The following is a 17,226-nucleotide window of genomic DNA, read 5'->3' as shown; positions in this document are numbered from 1 at the left end:
ATGTTACCCGCGCGTTAATAAAGGCGGTGACGCGGATCACCATCGGTTCACAGAGAGGTGAAACGGATGGGCGCAACGACGCGCAGGTGGCTCACGGCGGCCGTCGCTACGGTGGCGGCGCTGGCACTGGGGGCCGGTACCGGGCAAGCGGCCGAGAAGGAACCCACCGGGCCCGTGCAACCCAACATCCTCACAGCCGCGCTCTACTCGCTCGGTGCGCCCACCATCGCGCCGCCCGGGGCGAACGACTGGAACTGCAAACCCTCCGACAGGCACCCGAACCCCGTGCTGCTCTCCAACGGGACCACCGCCAACGCCTACGAAAACTGGGCCAACCTCTCCAAGAAGCTCGCCGACGCCGGGTACTGCGTCTTCGCCGGCAACTTCGGGGGCGCGCCCGGCAGCTTCCTGCAGACCGTCGGGCCGATCGCCGACACCACGAAAGCGCTTGCCGCTTTCGGGGACAAGATCCTCGCCGCCACCGGTGCCAAGAAACTCGACGTTGTCGGGCACTCGCAGGGCGGGATGAACATCCGGTACTGGATCAAGTACCTCGGGGGCGCGGACAAGATCAGCCGGCTCGTCGGGCTGTCGCCGTCCAACCACGGGACCGACCTCTTCGGCCTGCTCAGCACCCTCGAAATGATCCCCGGGGTGCCGGCCGCGCTCGGGACCGTCTGCCAATCGTGCAACGAACAGGCCGTCGGATCCGCCTTCCTCACCGATCTCAACGCCGGTGGCGAGACCGTCGACGGCATCGAGTACACCGTCATCCAGACCCGCTACGACGACGTCGTGACGCCGTACACCAGCGCCTTCCTGGCGCCGGCGCCGAACGTCAAGAACATCCTGCTGCAGAACGTCTGCGGGCTCGACTTCACCGACCACCTCGGCATCACCTACGACCCCGTCGCGCAGGGGCTGGTGCTCAACGCGCTCGACCCCGCGCACGCGAAGACGCCGCCGTGTGTGCCGGTGCCGCCGGTGATCAGCTGAGCTACGCCACATGAGACATAACCCACCGCCGGGGCGGATTTCCGCTCCGGCGGTGTCACGCTCGAAGCATGTACTGGCCGGTTCCGGCGTCCTGGACGCCCCACGACGAAGCCGAGCTGCTCGCCGGCTGGCGGCTGTGGCTCGAGCTGTCCGACCGCGCCTGGCCGACCGCCGCCTGGGACGGCACGCCGGCCGATGCCGTCCGGCAGCTGCGGGAGCTGCTGGCCGCGTGTGACGACATCGAGACGGCGTACCGGGACACCGCCGAGGAGCCGTCGCCCGGGTTCCGGCGGCTCGTGCAGGGCCTCGTCGTCACGGCGGGCGCGGCGATCGGGCTCTGGTGGGACGACTTCGAGCAGCTCGACAGCGAGCGCGCGGCCCTGCTCCACGACGACCTCGCGCGCTTCGCCGAGCAGGCGGAGCAGGTGCTGACGCTGCTCGCCGTCAACGGCGGCTGGACCGGGCTCGACGAGGTCCGCCGCCGGTCCGCCTGACGGAACCGGCCCGTCACCCAGCGCGATTGCGCCGCTTGGCCCAGCCGGGAGCCGTCCGGGGTGGGTACCCACCGGGTATGAATCGGACATCAGAGGGCGCGAACCGGGCGGCGCAGGGCGCGCGGCGGACCGGGGCCACCGCCAACCGGGGCGCGAAGAGCGACACCGCGCAGTGGCTCGGCCGGGCCGGGATGGCGTGTTACGGCGTGGTCCACCTCGTCCTCGCCTACCTCGCGCTGCAGGTCGCCTTCGGCGACAGCGAGCAGGCCGACCAGAAGGGCGCCCTCCAGCAGGTCGGCTCGACGGCGTTCGGGCAGGTCCTGCTCTGGGTGCTCGCCGTCGGCTTGGTCCTCTACGGCCTTTGGCAGTTCCTGATGGCCGCCACCGGCTACGAATGGGTCAGCGGCGGGGAGCGGACGCGCAAGCGGATCGGCGCCGCCGCGCGCGGGGTCACCGTGCTCGCGCTCGGGTTCTCCGCCATCAAGCTCGCCACCGGCAGCGGGGGCGGCGGGTCGAGCAACCAGACCCAGCAGGAGTTCACGGCCAAGCTGCTCCAGCTGCCCGCCGGGCCGGCGCTGGTCGTCATCGCCGCCGCGGCCGTCCTCGGGGTCGCGATCGCCGCCGGGGTCAAGGGCTTCAAGAAGAAGTTCCTCGAAGACCTCGACACGAGCGAGCTGCCCGGGAAGACCAAGCACTGGATCGGCTGGGTCGGCATGACGGGCTACCTGGCCAAGGGTGTCGTCTTCGCCGTGGTCGCGATCCTCCTCGCCATCGCCGGGTTCACCGCCGACCCGAACAAGGCCGGCGGGCTGGACGCCGCGCTCAAGACGCTCGCCGCCCAGCCCTTCGGCACCGTGCTGCTGACCGTCGTGGCGCTCGGCCTCGCCGCGTTCGGCGCCTACTGCTTCGGCGCGGCCTGGGCGCACAAGCGCTAACGCCGGGCCACCCGCGCGAGGTATTCCTTGCGGTCCAACGGGTTCTCGCCGGTCCGCGGCCGCGTCGGCGGCGGGCCGGGGTAGGGCCGGTAGTCCGCGAACTCGCTCAGGAACACGCCTTCACCCTGGCTGAGCGCCGGGAGGGCCTGCTCGAACGTGTGGACGTGCTCCGCGGGGATCGTGCCGTGCAGCGTGCACGACACCGGCCCGACGACGGGTTCGCCCGGCACCGCGCGCAGCTCGCCGAGCTTGAGCAGCACCGCGCTGACGGCGTTCGCCGGGATCTCCAGCTCGAAGCGGTGCACCGGCTCGTGCACCCGGGTGCCGGCCCGGTCCAGCGCCGCCATCAGCACCAGCGGGGTCATCTTCCGGAAGTCGCCCGCGGCGCTGATCGGGCTGAAGTACGCCGTGTGGGTCAGCGTGACGGCGCAGTCGAGCACCTCCCAGCCGTACAGGCCCTGGTCGAGGGTGGTGTGGACGGTCTCTTCGATCGCCTTGTGGAACGCCAGCGGCAGCGAGCCCAGCTGGACCGAGAGGCCGAACGTGACGCCGGGACCGGGCGCCACCCGCAGCCCGACCGTCGCGAAGAAGTACAGCCGCTGCTCCGGATCCATCTCCTCGAGCGCTTCCCCGCACCCGATCGGCTTCTCGACGTACAGGGTGCGCGTCTCCTCGAACGTGACGTCGAGGCCGGCGCCGTCGGCCAGCATCGAGCGCAGCACCTCCTTCTGCACCTCGCCGTAGAGCCGGACCGAAAGGTCGTGGCCGTGGCGGCGGACGTCGATCAACGGGTCCTCTTCGGACAGCCGGGTCAGCGCCGTGAACAGCGCCGAGGCCTGCTCAGGCCGGACCGGCCGCACCACGGTCTCCAGGCTCGGCGGCGCGAACACCCCCTCGCGGGCGTTGCCGGGGGCGCCGAGCCGGTCGCCGATCCGGACGTCCCGCAGGCCGCGCACCCGGGCGACGTCACCGGCGAGCGCGACGTCGTCACCGGCGACCTCGACCGCCGAGACGCGGCCGGTGAGCTCGGTTTCCCCGCGGTAGAAAGAAATCCGCTGCCGGGGCGCCAGGGAGCCGGAGAACAGGCGTGCGTAGGCGATCTTCTCCCCGGCGCGGCCGCGGTCGATCTTGAACACCGTGGCGCGCAGCGGGCCGTCGCCGGTGCGCTCGGTCGCCGGGAGGAGCCCGGCCATCGCCGTGACGAGGTCCGCGACGCCGGCGCCGGTGATCGCGGAGCCGGCCAGCACCGGGTACAGCGCGCCGCGGGCGACCTGCCGGAGCAGTTCGGCGTGGCGGGCCGCGGGATCGACGCGGTTGTCCACATAGGACTCCAGGAAAGCGTCGTCGCCGTCGGCGAGCAGCTCGGCCAGCTCGTCGGGCGGGGCGTTCAGCGCGATCGCCCGCGGCGCCAGCCTGGCCCGGATCTCGCCCAGCAGGTCACGCGCGCCCGGCCGGTCGGTCTTGTTGACGAAGATCAGCGCCGGGATGGCGAGCCGGCGCAGCGTGCGCATCAGGACCCGGGTCTGGGCCTGCACCCCTTCGACGGCGGACACCACCAGGACCGCGCCGTCGAGCACCCGCAGCGCGCGCTCGACCTCGGCGATGAAGTCCGAGTGGCCCGGGGTGTCGATCAGCGTGATCCGGGTGTCGCCGGTCACGAAGGACGCCACCGCGGACCGGATGGTGATGCCGCGACGGCGTTCGAGCTCGAGGGAGTCGGTCTGGGTGTCACCGCGGTCGACGCTGCCGAGGTGGCTGATGGCGCCGGCTTCGAAGAGCAGGCGCTCGGTGAGGCTGGTCTTACCGGCGTCGACGTGCGCGAGAATGCCGATGTTCAGGGTTTTCACGGGAGATCCTCTGGGATGCGGGGGACAGGCCGGGTCGGACGGTCTGTCGGCGCATCGGGATCTCCTCACGGTCGTGGACGCAGGTCAGGGCAAAGATAACGCCGCCGCGGGGCGCGCGAAACCGGTTTTCGCCGCCGCTGTCGTCCCTGTCGGTTCCCTGTCGATCACGCTCCGGAGCTTCGGGCGGGGGTGCCGGGTGCCCTACTTTGGGTCGGGTCAGTTGAAATTTCACCTACCGGGGAGCTGAAACCGGATGTTCGGACGATTCAAGGACGTGGCCCTGGTGCTGGGGAGGATCGGCGTCGCGGTCGTCTTCCTCGCGCACGGGATCCAGAAGTGGAACAACGGCGTCGACGGCACCGCGAAGTTCTTCGCCATGACCGGCATCCCCATGCCCACGGTCGCCGCGATCTTCGCGATGACCGTCGAAATCCTCGGGTCGATCGCGTTCATCGCCGGGTTCCTGATGCCGCTGGTCGGCGTCGGCTACGTCGTGATCTCGGTCGGCGCGCTGCTCTCGGTGCACATCGACAACGGGCTCACCGGCCAGGGCGGCTACGAGCTGGTCCTGGTGCTCGCGCTCGCCGGGCTGGCGCTGGGCTTCAACGGCGGGCGGCTGTCCCTGGACCACCTGCTGTGGGGCCGCCGGCGCGCCCGCCGCGAAGCCGAGGTCGGCGAGCTGCAGAACGCCTAGGCCGGGAGGTCCGCCGTGGTGCGTTCGGCGCCGCGGCGGGCATCCAGCTTGGCTTCGTCCGCGTTGCTCACGTGGACCAGGTGGGCGCCGGCGGCCAGGGGGACGAGCAGGCCGTCGAGAATGCCTTCCGGGCCGCTCCAGTCTCGAGTGGACAGCACGCGGTCGTCCGCGCTCAGGCCGAGTTTTCCGGCCCGGGCGCGGGCTTCCGCGAGCAGCTCGTCCACAGTGGAGTCGAAGAGCGCCGCCGTGTCGCCGGGGACCGGGAGGAGCGGGCTGTACTGGTCGCCCGCCGCGCGGGACTCCGTCAGGTAGTCGAACGCGCCGCCGCCCGGGGGCTCGTCGAGGCCGCGGCCCATCGGGTCGAGCGTCACGACGGCGGTCGCGGTGGCGCCGGTCGGCTCCGGGTCGTCCGGCCCGACGAACGCCACCCGCGCGCCCGCGCCTTCGGTCACCACGCGGGCGCCGCACCACCAGGCCCCGAGCAGCACGCCGACGGTCTGCCAGTGCGCCGGGAGCTGCACGGCCACGGCGTCGCCGGGCTCGATGTCGAACTCCTCGGTCAGCCAGTTGGCCGTTTTGGCCGCCCAGTTGGCGGTGGTCGCCACGGACAGCTCGACGCGGCTGCCCAGCTGGTCGTCGTAGTGGGTGATCAACGGTTTGGCGGGCGAGGCCAGCAGCGGGCGCAGCAGCTCGTCGGTCAGGCTCATGCGGACAAGGCTAAAGCGCGGACCACGCGCCTCGCCGGTTGACACCGCGAGTCCAGGCTGAGTAGCTTTGCTTTGAAAGCAAAGCTATCTCGGAAGCTGGGGGACAGCCATGACCATCCTCGTCACCGGCGCCCGCGGGCACGTCGGGCGCGCTGTGCTGGAGGCGCTCGTCGCCGCAGGTCAGGACGTGCGCGCGTCGTCCCGCGACGCCACCACGCTCGACGTGCCCACCCCGAAGGTGAGCGCCGACCTGGAGGATCCCTCCACAGTGGACGCCGCGCTCGACGGCGTCGACGCGGTGTTCCTGTACACGCGGCCGTCGGGGATCGAAGGGTTCGTGAAGGCAGCCGAGGCGGCCGGCGTGCGGCACGTGGTGCTGCTGTCGTCGGCGGCCACGCTCGAGCCGCGGTCCGCGCAGAGCCGGATCGCGACGCTGCACCGCGCGGTCGAGGAGGCACTGGCCGCGGCGCCGTTCGCCTCGACGGTGCTCAACCCCGGCGCGTTCGCGACGAACGTCCTGGGCTGGCGCGCGGACATCGTGTCGGGCGTCGTCCGCATCGCGTACCCGGACTCGCGGATCGGGGCGATCCACGAGCGCGACATCGGCGACGTCGCCGCGCGAATCCTGGTCGACGGGTCGCACGCGGGGGAGGCGCTCGCTCTCACGGGCCCGGCGCCGATCTCCTTCCGGGAGCAGGTCGACGTGCTCGCGGACGTCCTCGGCCGGCCGCTGCGGGTCGAGGAGGAGACGCCGGAGCGGTCGGCCGGGAAGATGGTCGCGCTGGGGTGGCCGCCCGAGGTGCCGCCGGAGGTCCTGCGCGCGTGGGAGCGCACGACGCGGGAGCCGTCGCTGGTCACGGACATCGTGCGCGAGGTGACGGGGAACGCGCCGCGGACCTTCCGGCAGTGGGCGGAGGACCACCGCGCCGACTTCGCCTGACCGAGCTTTCACGTGAAAGCTCGGACCAGGGGATGGAGCTTTCACGTGAAAGCTCGGTCAGTTGACGCAGGTGACGCCGGGGGAGGCTTGGCGCAGCGGTGCCGCGGCGGGGGCGGCGCCGCTGCCCGAGCCGCCGCCGGGGAGTCCGGCCGCCGCCGAGCCGCCGCCTGTCGGGGCGCCTCCCGGGGCCTTCGCCGCCGCTGGGGCCGGGCGGCCCGCCAGGCCCGCCACGAACTCGCGGACCGCGTTCGGGTCGACTTCCACGATGCTCTGGCCGTCCGGGCTGCGGCCGTTCGCCGTGATCACCGGGATCGTCGCGAACGTCAGGTCGCCCGAGGCGATCCCCTTGGCCTGCTGCGCGAACTGCAGCAGGTCGAGCCCCGGGTCGAGGGTCAGCGACCGGTGGACCGCGTCCATCAGATTGCCCATCGTGCCCGGGCTCGCCAGCGTGCCCGCCGACAGGACCTGGTGCAGCGCCGAGGACAGGAACGCCTGCTGCCGGACGATCCGGTCGAGGTCGCCGCGCGGGAGGTTCTTGCGCTGGCGGACGAACGACAGCGCCTCGCCGCCGGACACCGTCTGCTCGCCGCGGCGGAAGTCCGCGCCCGAATCCTTGTCCTCCGTCGCGTGGTTCAGGCACACCTTGACGCCGCCGAGGGCCTCGGTGAGCAGGTAGAACCCCAGCAGGTTGACCTCGGCGTAGTGGTCGACGCGCACCTGCGTGAGGTCCTGCACCGCCTGCACCAGGATCCGGCGGCCCTCGGTGTCCGAGTCGCGCTCGATCTTCGCCTGGTCGCGCTCGCCCTGCGCGCGCAGACCCTGCGCGAAGTGGGCCTTCGCGATGCCGTACGCCGAGTTGATCTTCGCCTTGCCGCGGCCGGGGACGTCGGTCCACGTGTCGCGCGGGACCGAGACCGCCGACGGCTTCGAGCCGTTCTTCGGCACCCGCAACAGGATCATCGTGTCGGTGTTGACCGCGCCGTCGTTGGACTCGGTCCGCAGCTGCTTCAGCACGCGCGCCGGGAGCGCGTTGCCCTGGGCGTCCGTGCGGGCGTCGCTGCCGACCAGGAGGATGTCGTCGGCGCCGTCGTCGGCCGGCGGTGGCGCGGGCTCGCCGGCCCGCGGGGTGAGCGCGTCGGTCGTCGGGACGTTCTGCTGCAGCTTGTCCTTGGTGACGTACGCGTAGCCGCTGGCGCCGAGCGCGAGCAGCGAGACCAGGCCGATCGCGACCCGGCGTGTCACCCGCCCGGCGCGCCTCGTGCGCGAAGGGGCTTCGACCACCGGGGGCTGTCTCGGGAAGGGCGACGGCTTCCAGTCGGGATCGTCGCGCTGCGTCACCGGCTCGGCGACCGGCTCCGGCCGTTCCTGGTCGTCTTCCACCCTGCTCTACCTCCCCCGAACACCCTGCGTACTCAGTCTAGTTGACGCAGGGGACGTCGCCCGCCGTGATCGTCGGCGCGGCGGGGGTGGAGCTCGCGGTCGTCGAAGGCGGTGCCGACGGCTTGGTCGCCGTCGGCGCGCCGCCCGGACCGGCGGAGGCGCTGCGGAAGTCCTTGCCCAGGAGCACGCGCACGTGCCCGGCGGTGACGTCGCGGTCCGGTTCGGCCTGGACGCTGGTGCCCAGGGCCTGCTTGACCAGGTCCAATGCGGCGGTGTCGGCCGGGTTGTAGCGGACGACGGTGGTGTTGCGAGTGCTCAGCCGCTGGTCGGCGGCGAGGGTGAAGCCCTTGCCCTGCAGCACCGTGTGGGTCTGGCCGGCGACGGTGGTCGAGCCGGTGCCGTCGAACAGCTCCACCGTGACGGCCTTCGCGCCGGGCACCTGCGCCGGCGTCGGGGTGGCCGGGGTGTCACCGTCCGAGGTCAGCCGGGTCACCTCGGCCTGGACGGCGGCCTGGTCGACGCGCAGCACGTCGGCGCCGCCGATCACGGCGTTGCCCTGCGTGGGGATGGTGTGGAACTCGATGTTGCCGCCGGTCAGGCCGCGCATCTGCTCGGCGAACTCGGTGAGGTCCCAGCCCTGCGACAGCACGACCGACTTCTTCACCGCGCTCACCAGGTCGGCGATCTTCCCCGGGCTGGTCAGCACGTCGGACGAGATCACCTTGCGGGCGAGCCCGGAGAGGAACGCCTGCTGGCGCGCGATCCGGTCGAGGTCGTAGTTGGGCAGGTCGTACCGCTGCCGGACGAAGGCGAGCGCCTGCACACCCTCGATGGTCTGGCGGCCGCCCGGCAGGTCCACGCCGGACTTCGCTTCCTTGACCGGCCCCTTGAGGCAGACCTCGACGCCGCCGATCGACTTCGTGATCTCGTAGAAGCTCGCCAGGTTGACCTCGGCGTAGCGGTCGATCATGCCGGGCTTGCCGATGAACTTCTCGATCGTGGCGATCAGGTTCTTCCGCCCGGCGACCTTCGCCTGCGCGTCGGCCTGCTTGAGGTCGGTCATGCCCTGGCGCTGCAACGTTTTGTAAGTGTCCGTGTACGCGTAGACGAACGCGCTGTTGAGCTTGTGCTTGCCGTAGCCGCCGGCCAGCTCCACCCAGGAGTCGCGGGGGAAGGAGATCGCGATCGCGTGCTTCCCGTTCTGCGGGATGTGCACGAGGATCATCGTGTCGGTGTTCAGCTCGCCGTCGGAGACGCCGGCGTGCAGCATGTCCAGCACCTCGCGGGGCAGCGGGTTGCCCTGCGCGTCGGTGCGGCTGTCCTGGCCGACCAGGAGGATGTCGATCGCGCCGTCGAGCGGCTTCGCGTGCGCTTCGGTGTCGGCGAACACGTTCGTGGTGGTCAGGCCGGTGTTCGGGTCGCCGATGAAGTGCCAGGCGTACCAGGTCAGGGCCAGGACGGCGACCGACAGCAGGGACACGACGACCTTGCCGCCGCGGCGTGCGAAGACCGCGACACCGTGGTTGCGGCGCGCCGGGACGGGCGGCGCAGGCCATTCGGTCACGCGCTTCCTCCCCTGTGAAACCCCGTGCTTCCCCCAGGGCACCCCTGTGCCTCCAGCAAGACTCTACTGAGGGTCCTGTAGGACCTCCGTAGGCTGGGGGCCGGTTGCCCCGCGCGGGGGCCGAGGAAAGGCGGGAAGATGCGGGTCCTGGTCACCGGTGGTGCCGGCTTCATCGGGTCGCACTACGTCCGGCAGGTGCTGACCGGCGCCTACCCGGAACTGCGCGACGCCGAAGTGGTCGTGCTCGACAAACTCACCTATGCGGGCAACGAGGCCAACCTCGCCCCGGTCGCCGCCGATCCGCGGCTGCGGTTCGTCCGCGGTGACATCTGTGACACCTCCCTGGTCGCGGAGGTGGTGCGGGGGGTGGACCTGGTGGTGCACTTCGCCGCCGAGTCGCATGTGGACCGCTCGATCCTGGGCGCCGCCGACTTCGTGTTGACGAACGTGCTCGGCACGCAGAACGTGCTGCAGGCTTCGCTGGAGGCCGGGGTCTCGAAGTTCGTGCACGTGTCCACCGACGAGGTCTACGGCTCGATCGAGACCGGCTCGTGGACCGAGGAGCACATCCTGGAGCCGAACTCGCCGTACGCGGCGTCGAAGGCGTCTTCCGACCTGGTCGCGCGGTCGTTCCACCGCACCCACGGGCTGCCGGTGTGCGTCACGCGGTGCTCCAACAACTACGGTCCGTACCAGTTCCCGGAGAAGGTCATCCCGCTGTTCATCACCAGCCTGCTCGACGGCGGGAAGGTGCCGCTCTACGGCGACGGGCTCAACGTCCGTGACTGGCTGCACGTGGACGACCACTGCCAGGGCATCCAGCTGGTCGCGCACCGCGGCCGGCCCGGCGAGATCTACAACATCGGCGGCGGCACCGAGCTCACCAACCGCGAGCTCACCGGGAAGCTGCTCGACGCGCTCGGCGCGAACTGGGACAGCGTCGAACCGGTGCAGGACCGCAAGGGTCACGACCGCCGGTACTCGGTGGACATCACGAAGATCGGCGCGGAGCTGGGGTACGCTCCGCGGGTGTCCTTCGAGGACGGTCTGGCCGCGACAGTGGCCTGGTACACGGACAATCGCGCGTGGTGGGAGCCCTTGGCGGAACGGGCCGCGCTCAAGGAGTAGAGGATGTGGCGGTGCGGCTGACGGTGCTCGTGCCCGGTGGTTCCGGACAGCTCGGGCGGGATCTCGCCGCCGCGGCCGGGGGTGACCTGGACGTCGTCGCGCCCGGTTCGGCGGAGCTGGACGTGACGCAGACGGGCCAGGTGCTGGCGGCGGTCGGCGCGCTGGCCGACCGGGCGCGGGAAGCGGGTTCGGCGCCGGTGGTCGTCAACGCGGCGGCCTACACGGCGGTCGACGCGGCGGAGCAGGACGAGGAACGGGCGTTCGCGGTCAACGCCGACGGCCCGCGGGTGCTCGCGGCGGCCTGCGCGGCCCGCCGGGTCCCGCTGATCCACGTGTCGACGGACTACGTCTTTTCGGGCGACGCGTCTTCTCCTTACGAGCCTTCCGACGAGCTCGGGCCGCGGAGCGCCTACGGCCGCACCAAAGCGGCGGGCGAGGACGCGGTGCTCGGCTCGGGCGCGTCGTCGTGGGTGGTGCGCACCGGCTGGCTGTACGGGCGGTCGGGGTCGAACTTCGTGAAGACGATGGCGAAGCTGGAGTCCTCACGCGCCGAGCTGTCCGTTGTGGACGACCAGCTCGGCGGTCCCACGTGGACGGCCGACCTGGCGGCGGGGCTGCTGGAGCTGGCCGGTCGCGTGGCCGCGGGCGACGGCCCCGAGCGGCGCATCCTGCACTGCACGAACGCGGGTTCGGTGAGCTGGTACGGCTTCGCGCGGGCGATCTTCGCACGGCTGGGCGCGGACCCGTCGCGGGTGAAGCCGTGCACGACGGAGGAGTTCCCGCGGCCCGCGGAACGTCCGGCTTACTCGGTGCTGTCGCCGGCTGCGTGGCAGGAAGCCTGGCTGACGCCGATGCGGCCGTGGGAAGAGGCGCTGGACGCCTACTTCGCGGCCGAGTCAGTGCCGGCCTGAGGCCAGCCGGTAGGCGCCGACCGTCAGCTCGGCGCACGTGCGCCACGTGAAGTTCGCCGCCTGGGCTCGGCGGGCGGCCGACGTCGCCACCGCGTGCGGGTCGGTCACCGCCATGCGCAACGCCTCGGCCAGGCCGTCGACGTCGCCGTACGGGACCAGGCTCGCGCAGTCGCCCGAAACCTCGCGCAGGGCCGGGATGTCCGTGCAGACCACCGGAACGTCCGAAGCCATCGCCTCCAGCACGGGCAGCCCGAACCCCTCGTCGCGCGAGGGCAGCACCACCGCCGACGCGCCCGCGACCACCGTGCGCAGGTCCACATCGGACAGATAGCCGGTCTGGCTCAGCCGGGCGCCGCGGGGGAACGGGCCCGGGCCGGCGAACACCAGGTCCGGGAGGTCGGGCGCCGCGTCGTGGGTGCGGGTCAGCCAGTCCAGGCCCTTGCGCGGGCCGGCCGCGCCGGCGAACAGCAGGTACCGAGCGGGCAGGCCCAGCCGGGCGCGCCGCTCGTCGTCCGGGGGCCGCGCGGTGAACCACGCCGGGTTCACACCCAGCGGCGTCACCACGATCTTGTCGCGTGAGACGTCGAGGCGCTCCGCCACCGAGTCGGCCACCGCCGCCGTCGGCGTGCAGATCACGTCCGCGCGGTGGGCGCCGCGGCGGACCAGCTCCGGCAGGCCGCGGTCGCTCGGCGCGAGCTCCCCGGGATTGTCCAAAAAGGCCAGATCGTGGATCGTCACGACCCCGGCGGCGCGGAACCGGCCGGGCAGCACGAAGTTCGTGCCGTGCACGACGTCGGTCGGACCGGCGAACAGCTCCACCGGCGGGAAGTCCGAGCGCAGCCACGCCCGCCGCAGCAGCCGGGCCGCCACCGGGATCCCGCGGGCCCGCGCGCCGTACGGGAGCACGTGCCGCAGGCGCCGCCAGCCGCGCAGCGTGAACGCCACCGCGCGCGTGTCCACCTCGGGGATCGACACCAGCTCTTCGCTCAGCGCCGCGGTGTACCGGCCGATGCCGGTGCGCGCGCCGAGCAGCGGAGTGCCGTCCAGGAGGACCCGCAGCGACCTAGCCACGGCGGAGCCGTTGCTTCGCGACCTTGATCGCCCGGCCGCCGACGCGCCGCGCCAGCTCACGCGGCCCGCCCGCGTTGAGGTACTCGCGGATCAGGTCGGCGTCGCGGCGCAGCATCGCCCGGCCGCGCACCGCCGGTGTGGTCGTCAGGTCCGCCGACCCGGGCAGCCGGTCGGCCGCCGGCCGCGGGTCGCGGCAGAACTCCACCAGCGGCTTCAGCGCTTCGGGCCACGCGAACCGCTGCGCGACGACGGCGATCCGCTCGACGCAGCCCGCGGCGAACTCCTCGTCGTACAAGGACTTCTCGAGTGCGTCCGCCAACGCGGAAGCGTCCTCCGCCGGGACGACCACCCCGAGCTTCTCCGCCCGCACCAGGTCGGCGAAGGCGTCCCCGTCGGTGGTGACGATCGGCAGCCCCGCCCACAGGTAGTCGAGCACCCGGGTGCGGAACGCGAACGTCGTCTCGACGTGCTCGTAGTGCGTGGTCACGCCGCAGTTCGCGTCCAGCAGCCAGTTCTGGCGCTCGTGGTAGGGCACCCACTGCTCGTTGAAGTAGACGTGCTTGCCCGTGAGGCCCAGCGAGTCGGCCAGCCGGATCGTCCGCGCGCCGATGTCCATCTCGGCGACCTCGGGGTTCGGGTGCTTCATCCCGAGGAACACCAGCCGGACGTCACCGCGGCGGCGGCGCAGCTCGTCGATCGCGCGCACCAGCGTCAGCGGGTCGAACCAGCTGTACACCCCGCCCGCCCAGAGCACGACGTGGTCGGTGCCGCCGATGCCGAGCGACGACCGCAGGCCCGGCCCGGTCCGCGTGGGCGCCTCCGGCGACAGTCCGAAGGGGACGACCGCGAGCAGCGACTGCGTGGTCGGGTCGGCGTCGTAGAGCCGCGGGGAGAGCCGGCCCATCGCGGCCAGGTGCCCGAGCCAGAAGTGCCGCTGCCGCTCGGACGCGCAGAGGAAGAAGTCCCCGCGCTCGAGCTGCGCGTCGAGCACCTTCGTGACGCCGGCGAGGTCGGCCGCGCGCTTGTCGTCGGCGACACCCTTGCCCTGCTCCAGCAGCTCGAGGTGCATCGGGTCGTAGAGGTCGGCGACGACGATCTTGCCGCTGTGCTCCTTCTTCAGCGACGGCGCGAGCTCGAGCACGTGCCCCTGCAGCACGACGATGTCGGCCCAGGCGACCGGCGCCTCCAGCTCGCGGTGCTTGCCCGCGCTGACGCGGAACGGCGCGGGCGGCGGGGTCGCGAGGGGGTTGGTCGTGACGAGGTGGACGTCGTGCTCGGCGGACAGCGCCAGCGCGATGTTCCAGGCGCGGATCGCCGGGCCGGCCATCCGCTCGGTGAGCGCGTCGCCGGTGATCACCAGGATCCGGCGACGCTGCCCGAACGCCTTCTCGATGCCGAACGCCTCGACCAGGATGTCGTGCGCGGCGAGGTAGCGCGGCAGCGGGTAGGCGGGCTCCAACGCCTTGCGCAGCAAGGGAAGCAGGTCGGCGTCGGTGCGGACGCGGGCGGCCTGCTCGACCGCGCGGGACGCCGCGAGCGACGGCAGCTGCTCGACGAACTGGTCGATCGCCAGCAGCCCGGCCAGCGTGGTCCGCGGGATCGCGACGTCGCCGGACTCGATCGGGCCGACGCCTTTTTCCAGGTCGAGCTGGGTCGCGTCCAGCTCACCGCGGGCGGTGGCCCGGCGGACGGCCAGGGCGAGCGCCGCGGGCAGCGCGCGGGCCAGCGTCTCGTCGGAGAGGTTCTTGTAGAGCGCGGCCAGAGCGTTGCGCTCCAGCAGGAACGTCTCGCGGCCGGTCTCCGGCGCGTCGACCGCGGCCATCGTGCCGTGGTGGCGGTGGTAGGTCAGCGACTCCGGCACGTACCGGACGCGCCAGCCGCGCAGGGTGAGCCGCCAGCCGAGGTCGACGTCCTCGTAGAACATGAAGAACCGCTCGTCGAAGCCACCGAGCTCGGCGAACACCGAAGCGCGCACGAACATCGCCGAGCCGGTGCCGAACAGGACGTCCTTCGCGACCTCGTGCTCGGCCGCCGGGACGTCGGCCAGCGGCGAGCCCGCGTGGCGCTTGTAGCCCATGCCGAACCAGGTCAGGCCGCCGTCGACGAAGTCCGTGCCGGTGCCGTCCCAGTCGAGGACCTTGCTGGCCACGGCGGCGACGCGCGGTTGCGTGCGCAGCTCGGCGACCGCGGCGGAGACCCAGCCGGGCGCCGGGCGGGCGTCGTTGTTGAGGAAGCCGAGGACGGTGCCCTTCGCGTGGCTCGCGCCGAGGTTGCAGCCACCGGCGAACCCGGTGTTGCGGCCGGCCTCGATGACGCGGGCCTGCGGAACGGCCTCGCGGATGCGCGCGGCTTCGTCGGAGTTGTCGACGCAGATCAGCTCGAGCTCGGCGTAGTCGTGCTCGGCGAGCGCGCGCAGGCAGGTGATCGTGTCTTCGGCCCCGTGGTAGTTCACCACGATCACCGAGACGAGCGGTTGCGGTTCCCCCTGCGCCAAAGCCAGCTCCTCGTCGTCGGGTCGTCCGCAAAGCTTAAAGGCCTGCCCATGCCTCCCAGACCGCGCCTCGGCCCAGCGCCGCACGGCGGCCGATCTTGCGCCGCGCCCGCAACGCCGCAGGTGACCGCGCGACGACCTCGGCCAGCACCCGGCAGCGCAGGCCGAACCGGAAGTTCGCCGCGGCCGGACGGCCCGGGCGCAGCGGCAGCACCACCGTCAACACGGCGAACCTGACCAGCTGGTTCACCGCGACTTCGCGGGGCGCGCAGCGCAGCAGCATGAGCAGCCGGTTGCGCTCGTTCCAGCGGTGGAACTCCGGCGAGCCGGGCTTGCTGCTGGCGCCGTGGGCGTGCCGGACGCGGGCGTCCGGCGCCGCGACGACGTCCCACCCGGCCAGCCGCAGCCGCCACGCGGTGTCGGTGTCCTCGTAGTAGCAGAAGAACGCGGCCGGGACGCCGCCGACGTCGCGCAGGGCGTCGGCGCGCAGCAGGGCGGCGCCGCCGCAGAAGGCGAACACCTCGTCCGTGGGCTCGGTGAGGTCGGCGCCGTGGCCGTCGGCGGTCAGCCGGACCCCGGCCGACTGCGTGCTGCCGTCGGGCCGCACGAGCAACGCCGTCGCCGCGGCGGCCAAGGGGGCCTTGTCCAGGGTGTCTTCCAGGGTGGCGAGCCACTCCGGCTCGGGTTCGGCGTCGTCGTTCAGCCACGCCAGCAACGGCGTCTCGACGCTCTTCGCGGCGACGGCGAGCGCGCCCGCGTAGCCGGCGTTGCGGGGGAGCCGCAGCACCGCCGGGTGCGAAGGATGGGCCGCGAGCAGGGCGGCGGTGCCGTCGTCGGAGGCGTTGTCCACCACGATCGTCCGATGTGGACGCGTCTGCGCGGCGAGCGCGTCGAGGCAGGCGGTGACGTGCCCGGCGCCCCGCCAGGTCACGACTACCACCGTGGTGGCGGGATTCGGCGTCACGTCCCGCACAATAGCCGCGTGCCCGAACTGGTCGTGCTCGCCGAGCAGCTCCTCGCGCCCGTGCCCGGTGGCACCGGGCGCTACACGGCCGAGCTGCTGCCCGCGCTCGCGAAGACCGCGCCGCCGGGCTGGACCGTGTCCAGCGCCGTCGCGCGGCACGCCGACGTGGCCGCGGCCCGGCTCGACGGCGTCGACGGCCCGCGGGTGCTGCGGTACCCGCCGCGGGTGCTGGTCGGCGCGTGGCAGCTGGGGATCCCCTGGTGGCCGGGCGGCGACGCGGTGCACGCGCCGACGCCGTTCGCGCCGCCGCGCGCGCCGGCCGGGCGCACGCTGAGCGTGACCGTGCACGACACCGTGCCGTGGACCCACCCCGAGACGCTCACCGCGCGCGGGGTCAGCTGGCACCGGTCGATGATCGCGCGGGCCGCGCGCCGCGCGTCCGGGCTGGTGGTGCCGACCCGGGCGGTCGCGGACGAGCTGGCGGTGCTGGTCGACGTCGACGTCCCGGTGCGCGTGGTGCCGCACGGCGTGCGGGTGCCGTCGGGCTCCGCTTCGCTGGACTTGCCTTCGGAGTACGTGCTGGCGGTCGGCACGATCGAGCCGCGCAAGGGGATCGACGTGCTGGTCGACGCGGTCGCGGCGCTCGACGGCGTGGCTCTGGTGGTCGCCGGGCAGCCGGGCTGGGGCGGTGTCGACCCGGCCGCGCTGGCACTGGACCGCGGCCTTCCCCCGGAGCGGCTGCGGGTGCTGGGGAAGGTGTCGGACGCCGAGCTGGCGACCGCGCTGCGGGGGGCGAGCGTGCTGGCCGTGCCGAGCCTCGCCGAGGGCTTCGGGATGGGCCTGCTGGAGGCGATGGCGGCCGGGGTGCCGGTGGTGCACACCGACGTCCCGGCGCTGGTCGAGGTGGCCGGCGGCGCCGGGATCACGGTGCCCCGCGGTGACGCGGTGGCCCTGGCCGCGGGGTTGCGGGAGGTGCTGGAGTCACCGACGGTGGCGGCCAAGCTCACCCGTTCGGGGCGCGACCGCGCGAAGGCGTTCACCTGGCGTCGCGCGGCGGAAGCCGTCTGGGCTATTCACCGGCGAGCGCGCGACTGACCGGTTTGC

The 17,226-nt window shown here is 72.7% G+C and carries 15 protein-coding genes; 8 read left to right on the top strand and 7 right to left on the bottom strand.

Annotated features, from left to right (window positions below):
- The first annotated feature begins 66 nt into the window (after positions 1-66).
- The 3 genes from ACZ63E_RS10240 to ACZ63E_RS10230 all read left to right on the top strand — a co-directional run bounded on the left by ACZ63E_RS10240 (position 67) and on the right by ACZ63E_RS10230 (position 2,425).
- Positions 67-996 carry an esterase/lipase family protein gene (locus ACZ63E_RS10240; RefSeq protein WP_465335721.1) on the top strand — a complete coding sequence of 310 codons (930 nt, stop codon included), beginning with the start codon at positions 67-69 and terminating at the stop codon, positions 994-996.
- 68 nt (positions 997-1,064) lie between these two features.
- Entirely contained in the window at positions 1,065-1,490 is a 426-nt protein-coding gene (locus ACZ63E_RS10235) for a hypothetical protein (RefSeq protein ID WP_465335720.1), read from the top strand.
- A 77-nt stretch (positions 1,491-1,567) separates the two neighbouring features.
- Entirely contained in the window at positions 1,568-2,425 is an 858-nt protein-coding gene (locus ACZ63E_RS10230; RefSeq protein WP_465335719.1) for a DUF1206 domain-containing protein, read from the top strand.
- On the opposite strand, the gene ACZ63E_RS10225 is transcribed toward ACZ63E_RS10230, so the two are convergent.
- Positions 2,422-4,272 carry a GTP-binding protein gene (locus ACZ63E_RS10225; RefSeq protein WP_465335718.1) on the bottom strand — a complete coding sequence of 617 codons (1,851 nt, stop codon included), beginning with the start codon at positions 4,270-4,272 and terminating at the stop codon, positions 2,422-2,424. The genes ACZ63E_RS10230 and ACZ63E_RS10225 overlap by 4 nt on opposite strands.
- Positions 4,273-4,525: 253 nt before the next feature.
- Here ACZ63E_RS10225 and ACZ63E_RS10220 point away from each other — a divergent pair, with 253 nt between their 5' ends.
- Entirely contained in the window at positions 4,526-4,966 is a 441-nt protein-coding gene (locus ACZ63E_RS10220; RefSeq protein WP_465335717.1) for a DoxX family protein, read from the top strand.
- Here the strand turns inward: ACZ63E_RS10220 and ACZ63E_RS10215 are convergent.
- On the bottom strand, positions 4,963-5,673 hold the full coding sequence (locus ACZ63E_RS10215) for a TIGR03089 family protein (RefSeq protein WP_465335716.1): 711 nt from the start codon (positions 5,671-5,673) through the stop codon (positions 4,963-4,965). The two genes, ACZ63E_RS10220 and ACZ63E_RS10215, sit on opposite strands and share 4 nt — an antisense overlap.
- Positions 5,674-5,782: 109 nt before the next feature.
- On the opposite strand from ACZ63E_RS10215, the gene ACZ63E_RS10210 reads away from it, so the two are divergent.
- Positions 5,783-6,613: an NAD(P)H-binding protein gene (locus ACZ63E_RS10210; RefSeq protein ID WP_465335715.1), complete on the top strand. Its 831-nt coding sequence runs from the start codon at positions 5,783-5,785 to the stop codon at positions 6,611-6,613.
- Between the two features lie 57 nt (positions 6,614-6,670).
- Here ACZ63E_RS10210 and ACZ63E_RS10205 read toward each other — a convergent pair whose 3' ends face one another.
- Both ACZ63E_RS10205 and ACZ63E_RS10200 read right to left on the bottom strand, forming a co-directional pair.
- Positions 6,671-7,993, bottom strand: a complete 1,323-nt coding sequence (locus ACZ63E_RS10205; protein ID WP_465335714.1) for an LCP family protein — start codon at positions 7,991-7,993, stop codon at positions 6,671-6,673.
- Between the two features lie 37 nt (positions 7,994-8,030).
- Complete coding sequence (locus ACZ63E_RS10200) at positions 8,031-9,557, bottom strand: LCP family protein (RefSeq protein ID WP_465335713.1); 1,527 nt, start codon at positions 9,555-9,557, stop codon at positions 8,031-8,033.
- A 138-nt stretch (positions 9,558-9,695) separates the two neighbouring features.
- Between ACZ63E_RS10200 and rfbB the strand changes: the two genes are divergently transcribed.
- Both rfbB and rfbD read left to right on the top strand, forming a co-directional pair.
- Entirely contained in the window at positions 9,696-10,685 is a 990-nt protein-coding gene (rfbB, locus tag ACZ63E_RS10195; protein ID WP_465335712.1) for a dTDP-glucose 4,6-dehydratase, read from the top strand.
- 5 nt (positions 10,686-10,690) lie between these two features.
- A complete protein-coding gene (gene rfbD / locus ACZ63E_RS10190; RefSeq protein ID WP_465335711.1) occupies positions 10,691-11,596 on the top strand; it encodes a dTDP-4-dehydrorhamnose reductase in 906 nt (301 codons plus the stop codon).
- On the opposite strand, the gene ACZ63E_RS10185 is transcribed toward rfbD, so the two are convergent.
- The 3 genes from ACZ63E_RS10185 to ACZ63E_RS10175 are packed head-to-tail and all read right to left on the bottom strand — an operon-like array spanning position 11,582 to position 16,131.
- Positions 11,582-12,667 (bottom strand): glycosyltransferase family 4 protein, encoded by a 1,086-nt coding sequence (locus tag ACZ63E_RS10185; protein WP_465335710.1) that lies wholly within the window; start codon positions 12,665-12,667, stop codon positions 11,582-11,584. The genes rfbD and ACZ63E_RS10185 overlap by 15 nt on opposite strands.
- Positions 12,660-15,161: a glycosyltransferase gene (locus ACZ63E_RS10180; RefSeq protein WP_465335709.1), complete on the bottom strand. Its 2,502-nt coding sequence runs from the start codon at positions 15,159-15,161 to the stop codon at positions 12,660-12,662. The genes ACZ63E_RS10185 and ACZ63E_RS10180 overlap by 8 nt, the downstream gene beginning before the upstream one ends.
- A 34-nt stretch (positions 15,162-15,195) precedes the next feature.
- On the bottom strand, positions 15,196-16,131 hold the full coding sequence (locus ACZ63E_RS10175; protein ID WP_465335708.1) for a glycosyltransferase family 2 protein: 936 nt from the start codon (positions 16,129-16,131) through the stop codon (positions 15,196-15,198).
- A gap of 9 nt (positions 16,132-16,140) precedes the next feature.
- On the opposite strand from ACZ63E_RS10175, the gene ACZ63E_RS10170 reads away from it, so the two are divergent.
- Entirely contained in the window at positions 16,141-17,217 is a 1,077-nt protein-coding gene (locus ACZ63E_RS10170) for a glycosyltransferase family 4 protein (protein WP_465335707.1), read from the top strand.
- Positions 17,218-17,226 lie beyond the last annotated feature (9 nt).

The organism is Amycolatopsis sp. NPDC104819, from assembly GCF_055583145.1.
This window is presented reverse-complemented; position numbering and strand designations above follow the sequence as displayed.

Excerpts from the sequence above, each read along its gene's own strand:
- ACZ63E_RS10240 (WP_465335721.1), top strand. The coding sequence starts at position 67 with ATGGGCGCAACGACGCGCAGGTGGCTCACGGCGGCCGTCGCTACGGTG.
- ACZ63E_RS10235 (WP_465335720.1), top strand. The coding sequence starts at position 1,065 with ATGTACTGGCCGGTTCCGGCGTCCTGGACGCCCCACGACGAAGCCGAG.
- ACZ63E_RS10230 (WP_465335719.1), top strand. The coding sequence starts at position 1,568 with ATGAATCGGACATCAGAGGGCGCGAACCGGGCGGCGCAGGGCGCGCGG.
- ACZ63E_RS10220 (WP_465335717.1), top strand. The coding sequence starts at position 4,526 with ATGTTCGGACGATTCAAGGACGTGGCCCTGGTGCTGGGGAGGATCGGC.
- ACZ63E_RS10215 (WP_465335716.1), bottom strand. The coding sequence starts at position 5,673 with ATGAGCCTGACCGACGAGCTGCTGCGCCCGCTGCTGGCCTCGCCCGCC.
- ACZ63E_RS10210 (WP_465335715.1), top strand. The coding sequence starts at position 5,783 with ATGACCATCCTCGTCACCGGCGCCCGCGGGCACGTCGGGCGCGCTGTG.
- rfbB (WP_465335712.1), top strand. The coding sequence starts at position 9,696 with ATGCGGGTCCTGGTCACCGGTGGTGCCGGCTTCATCGGGTCGCACTAC.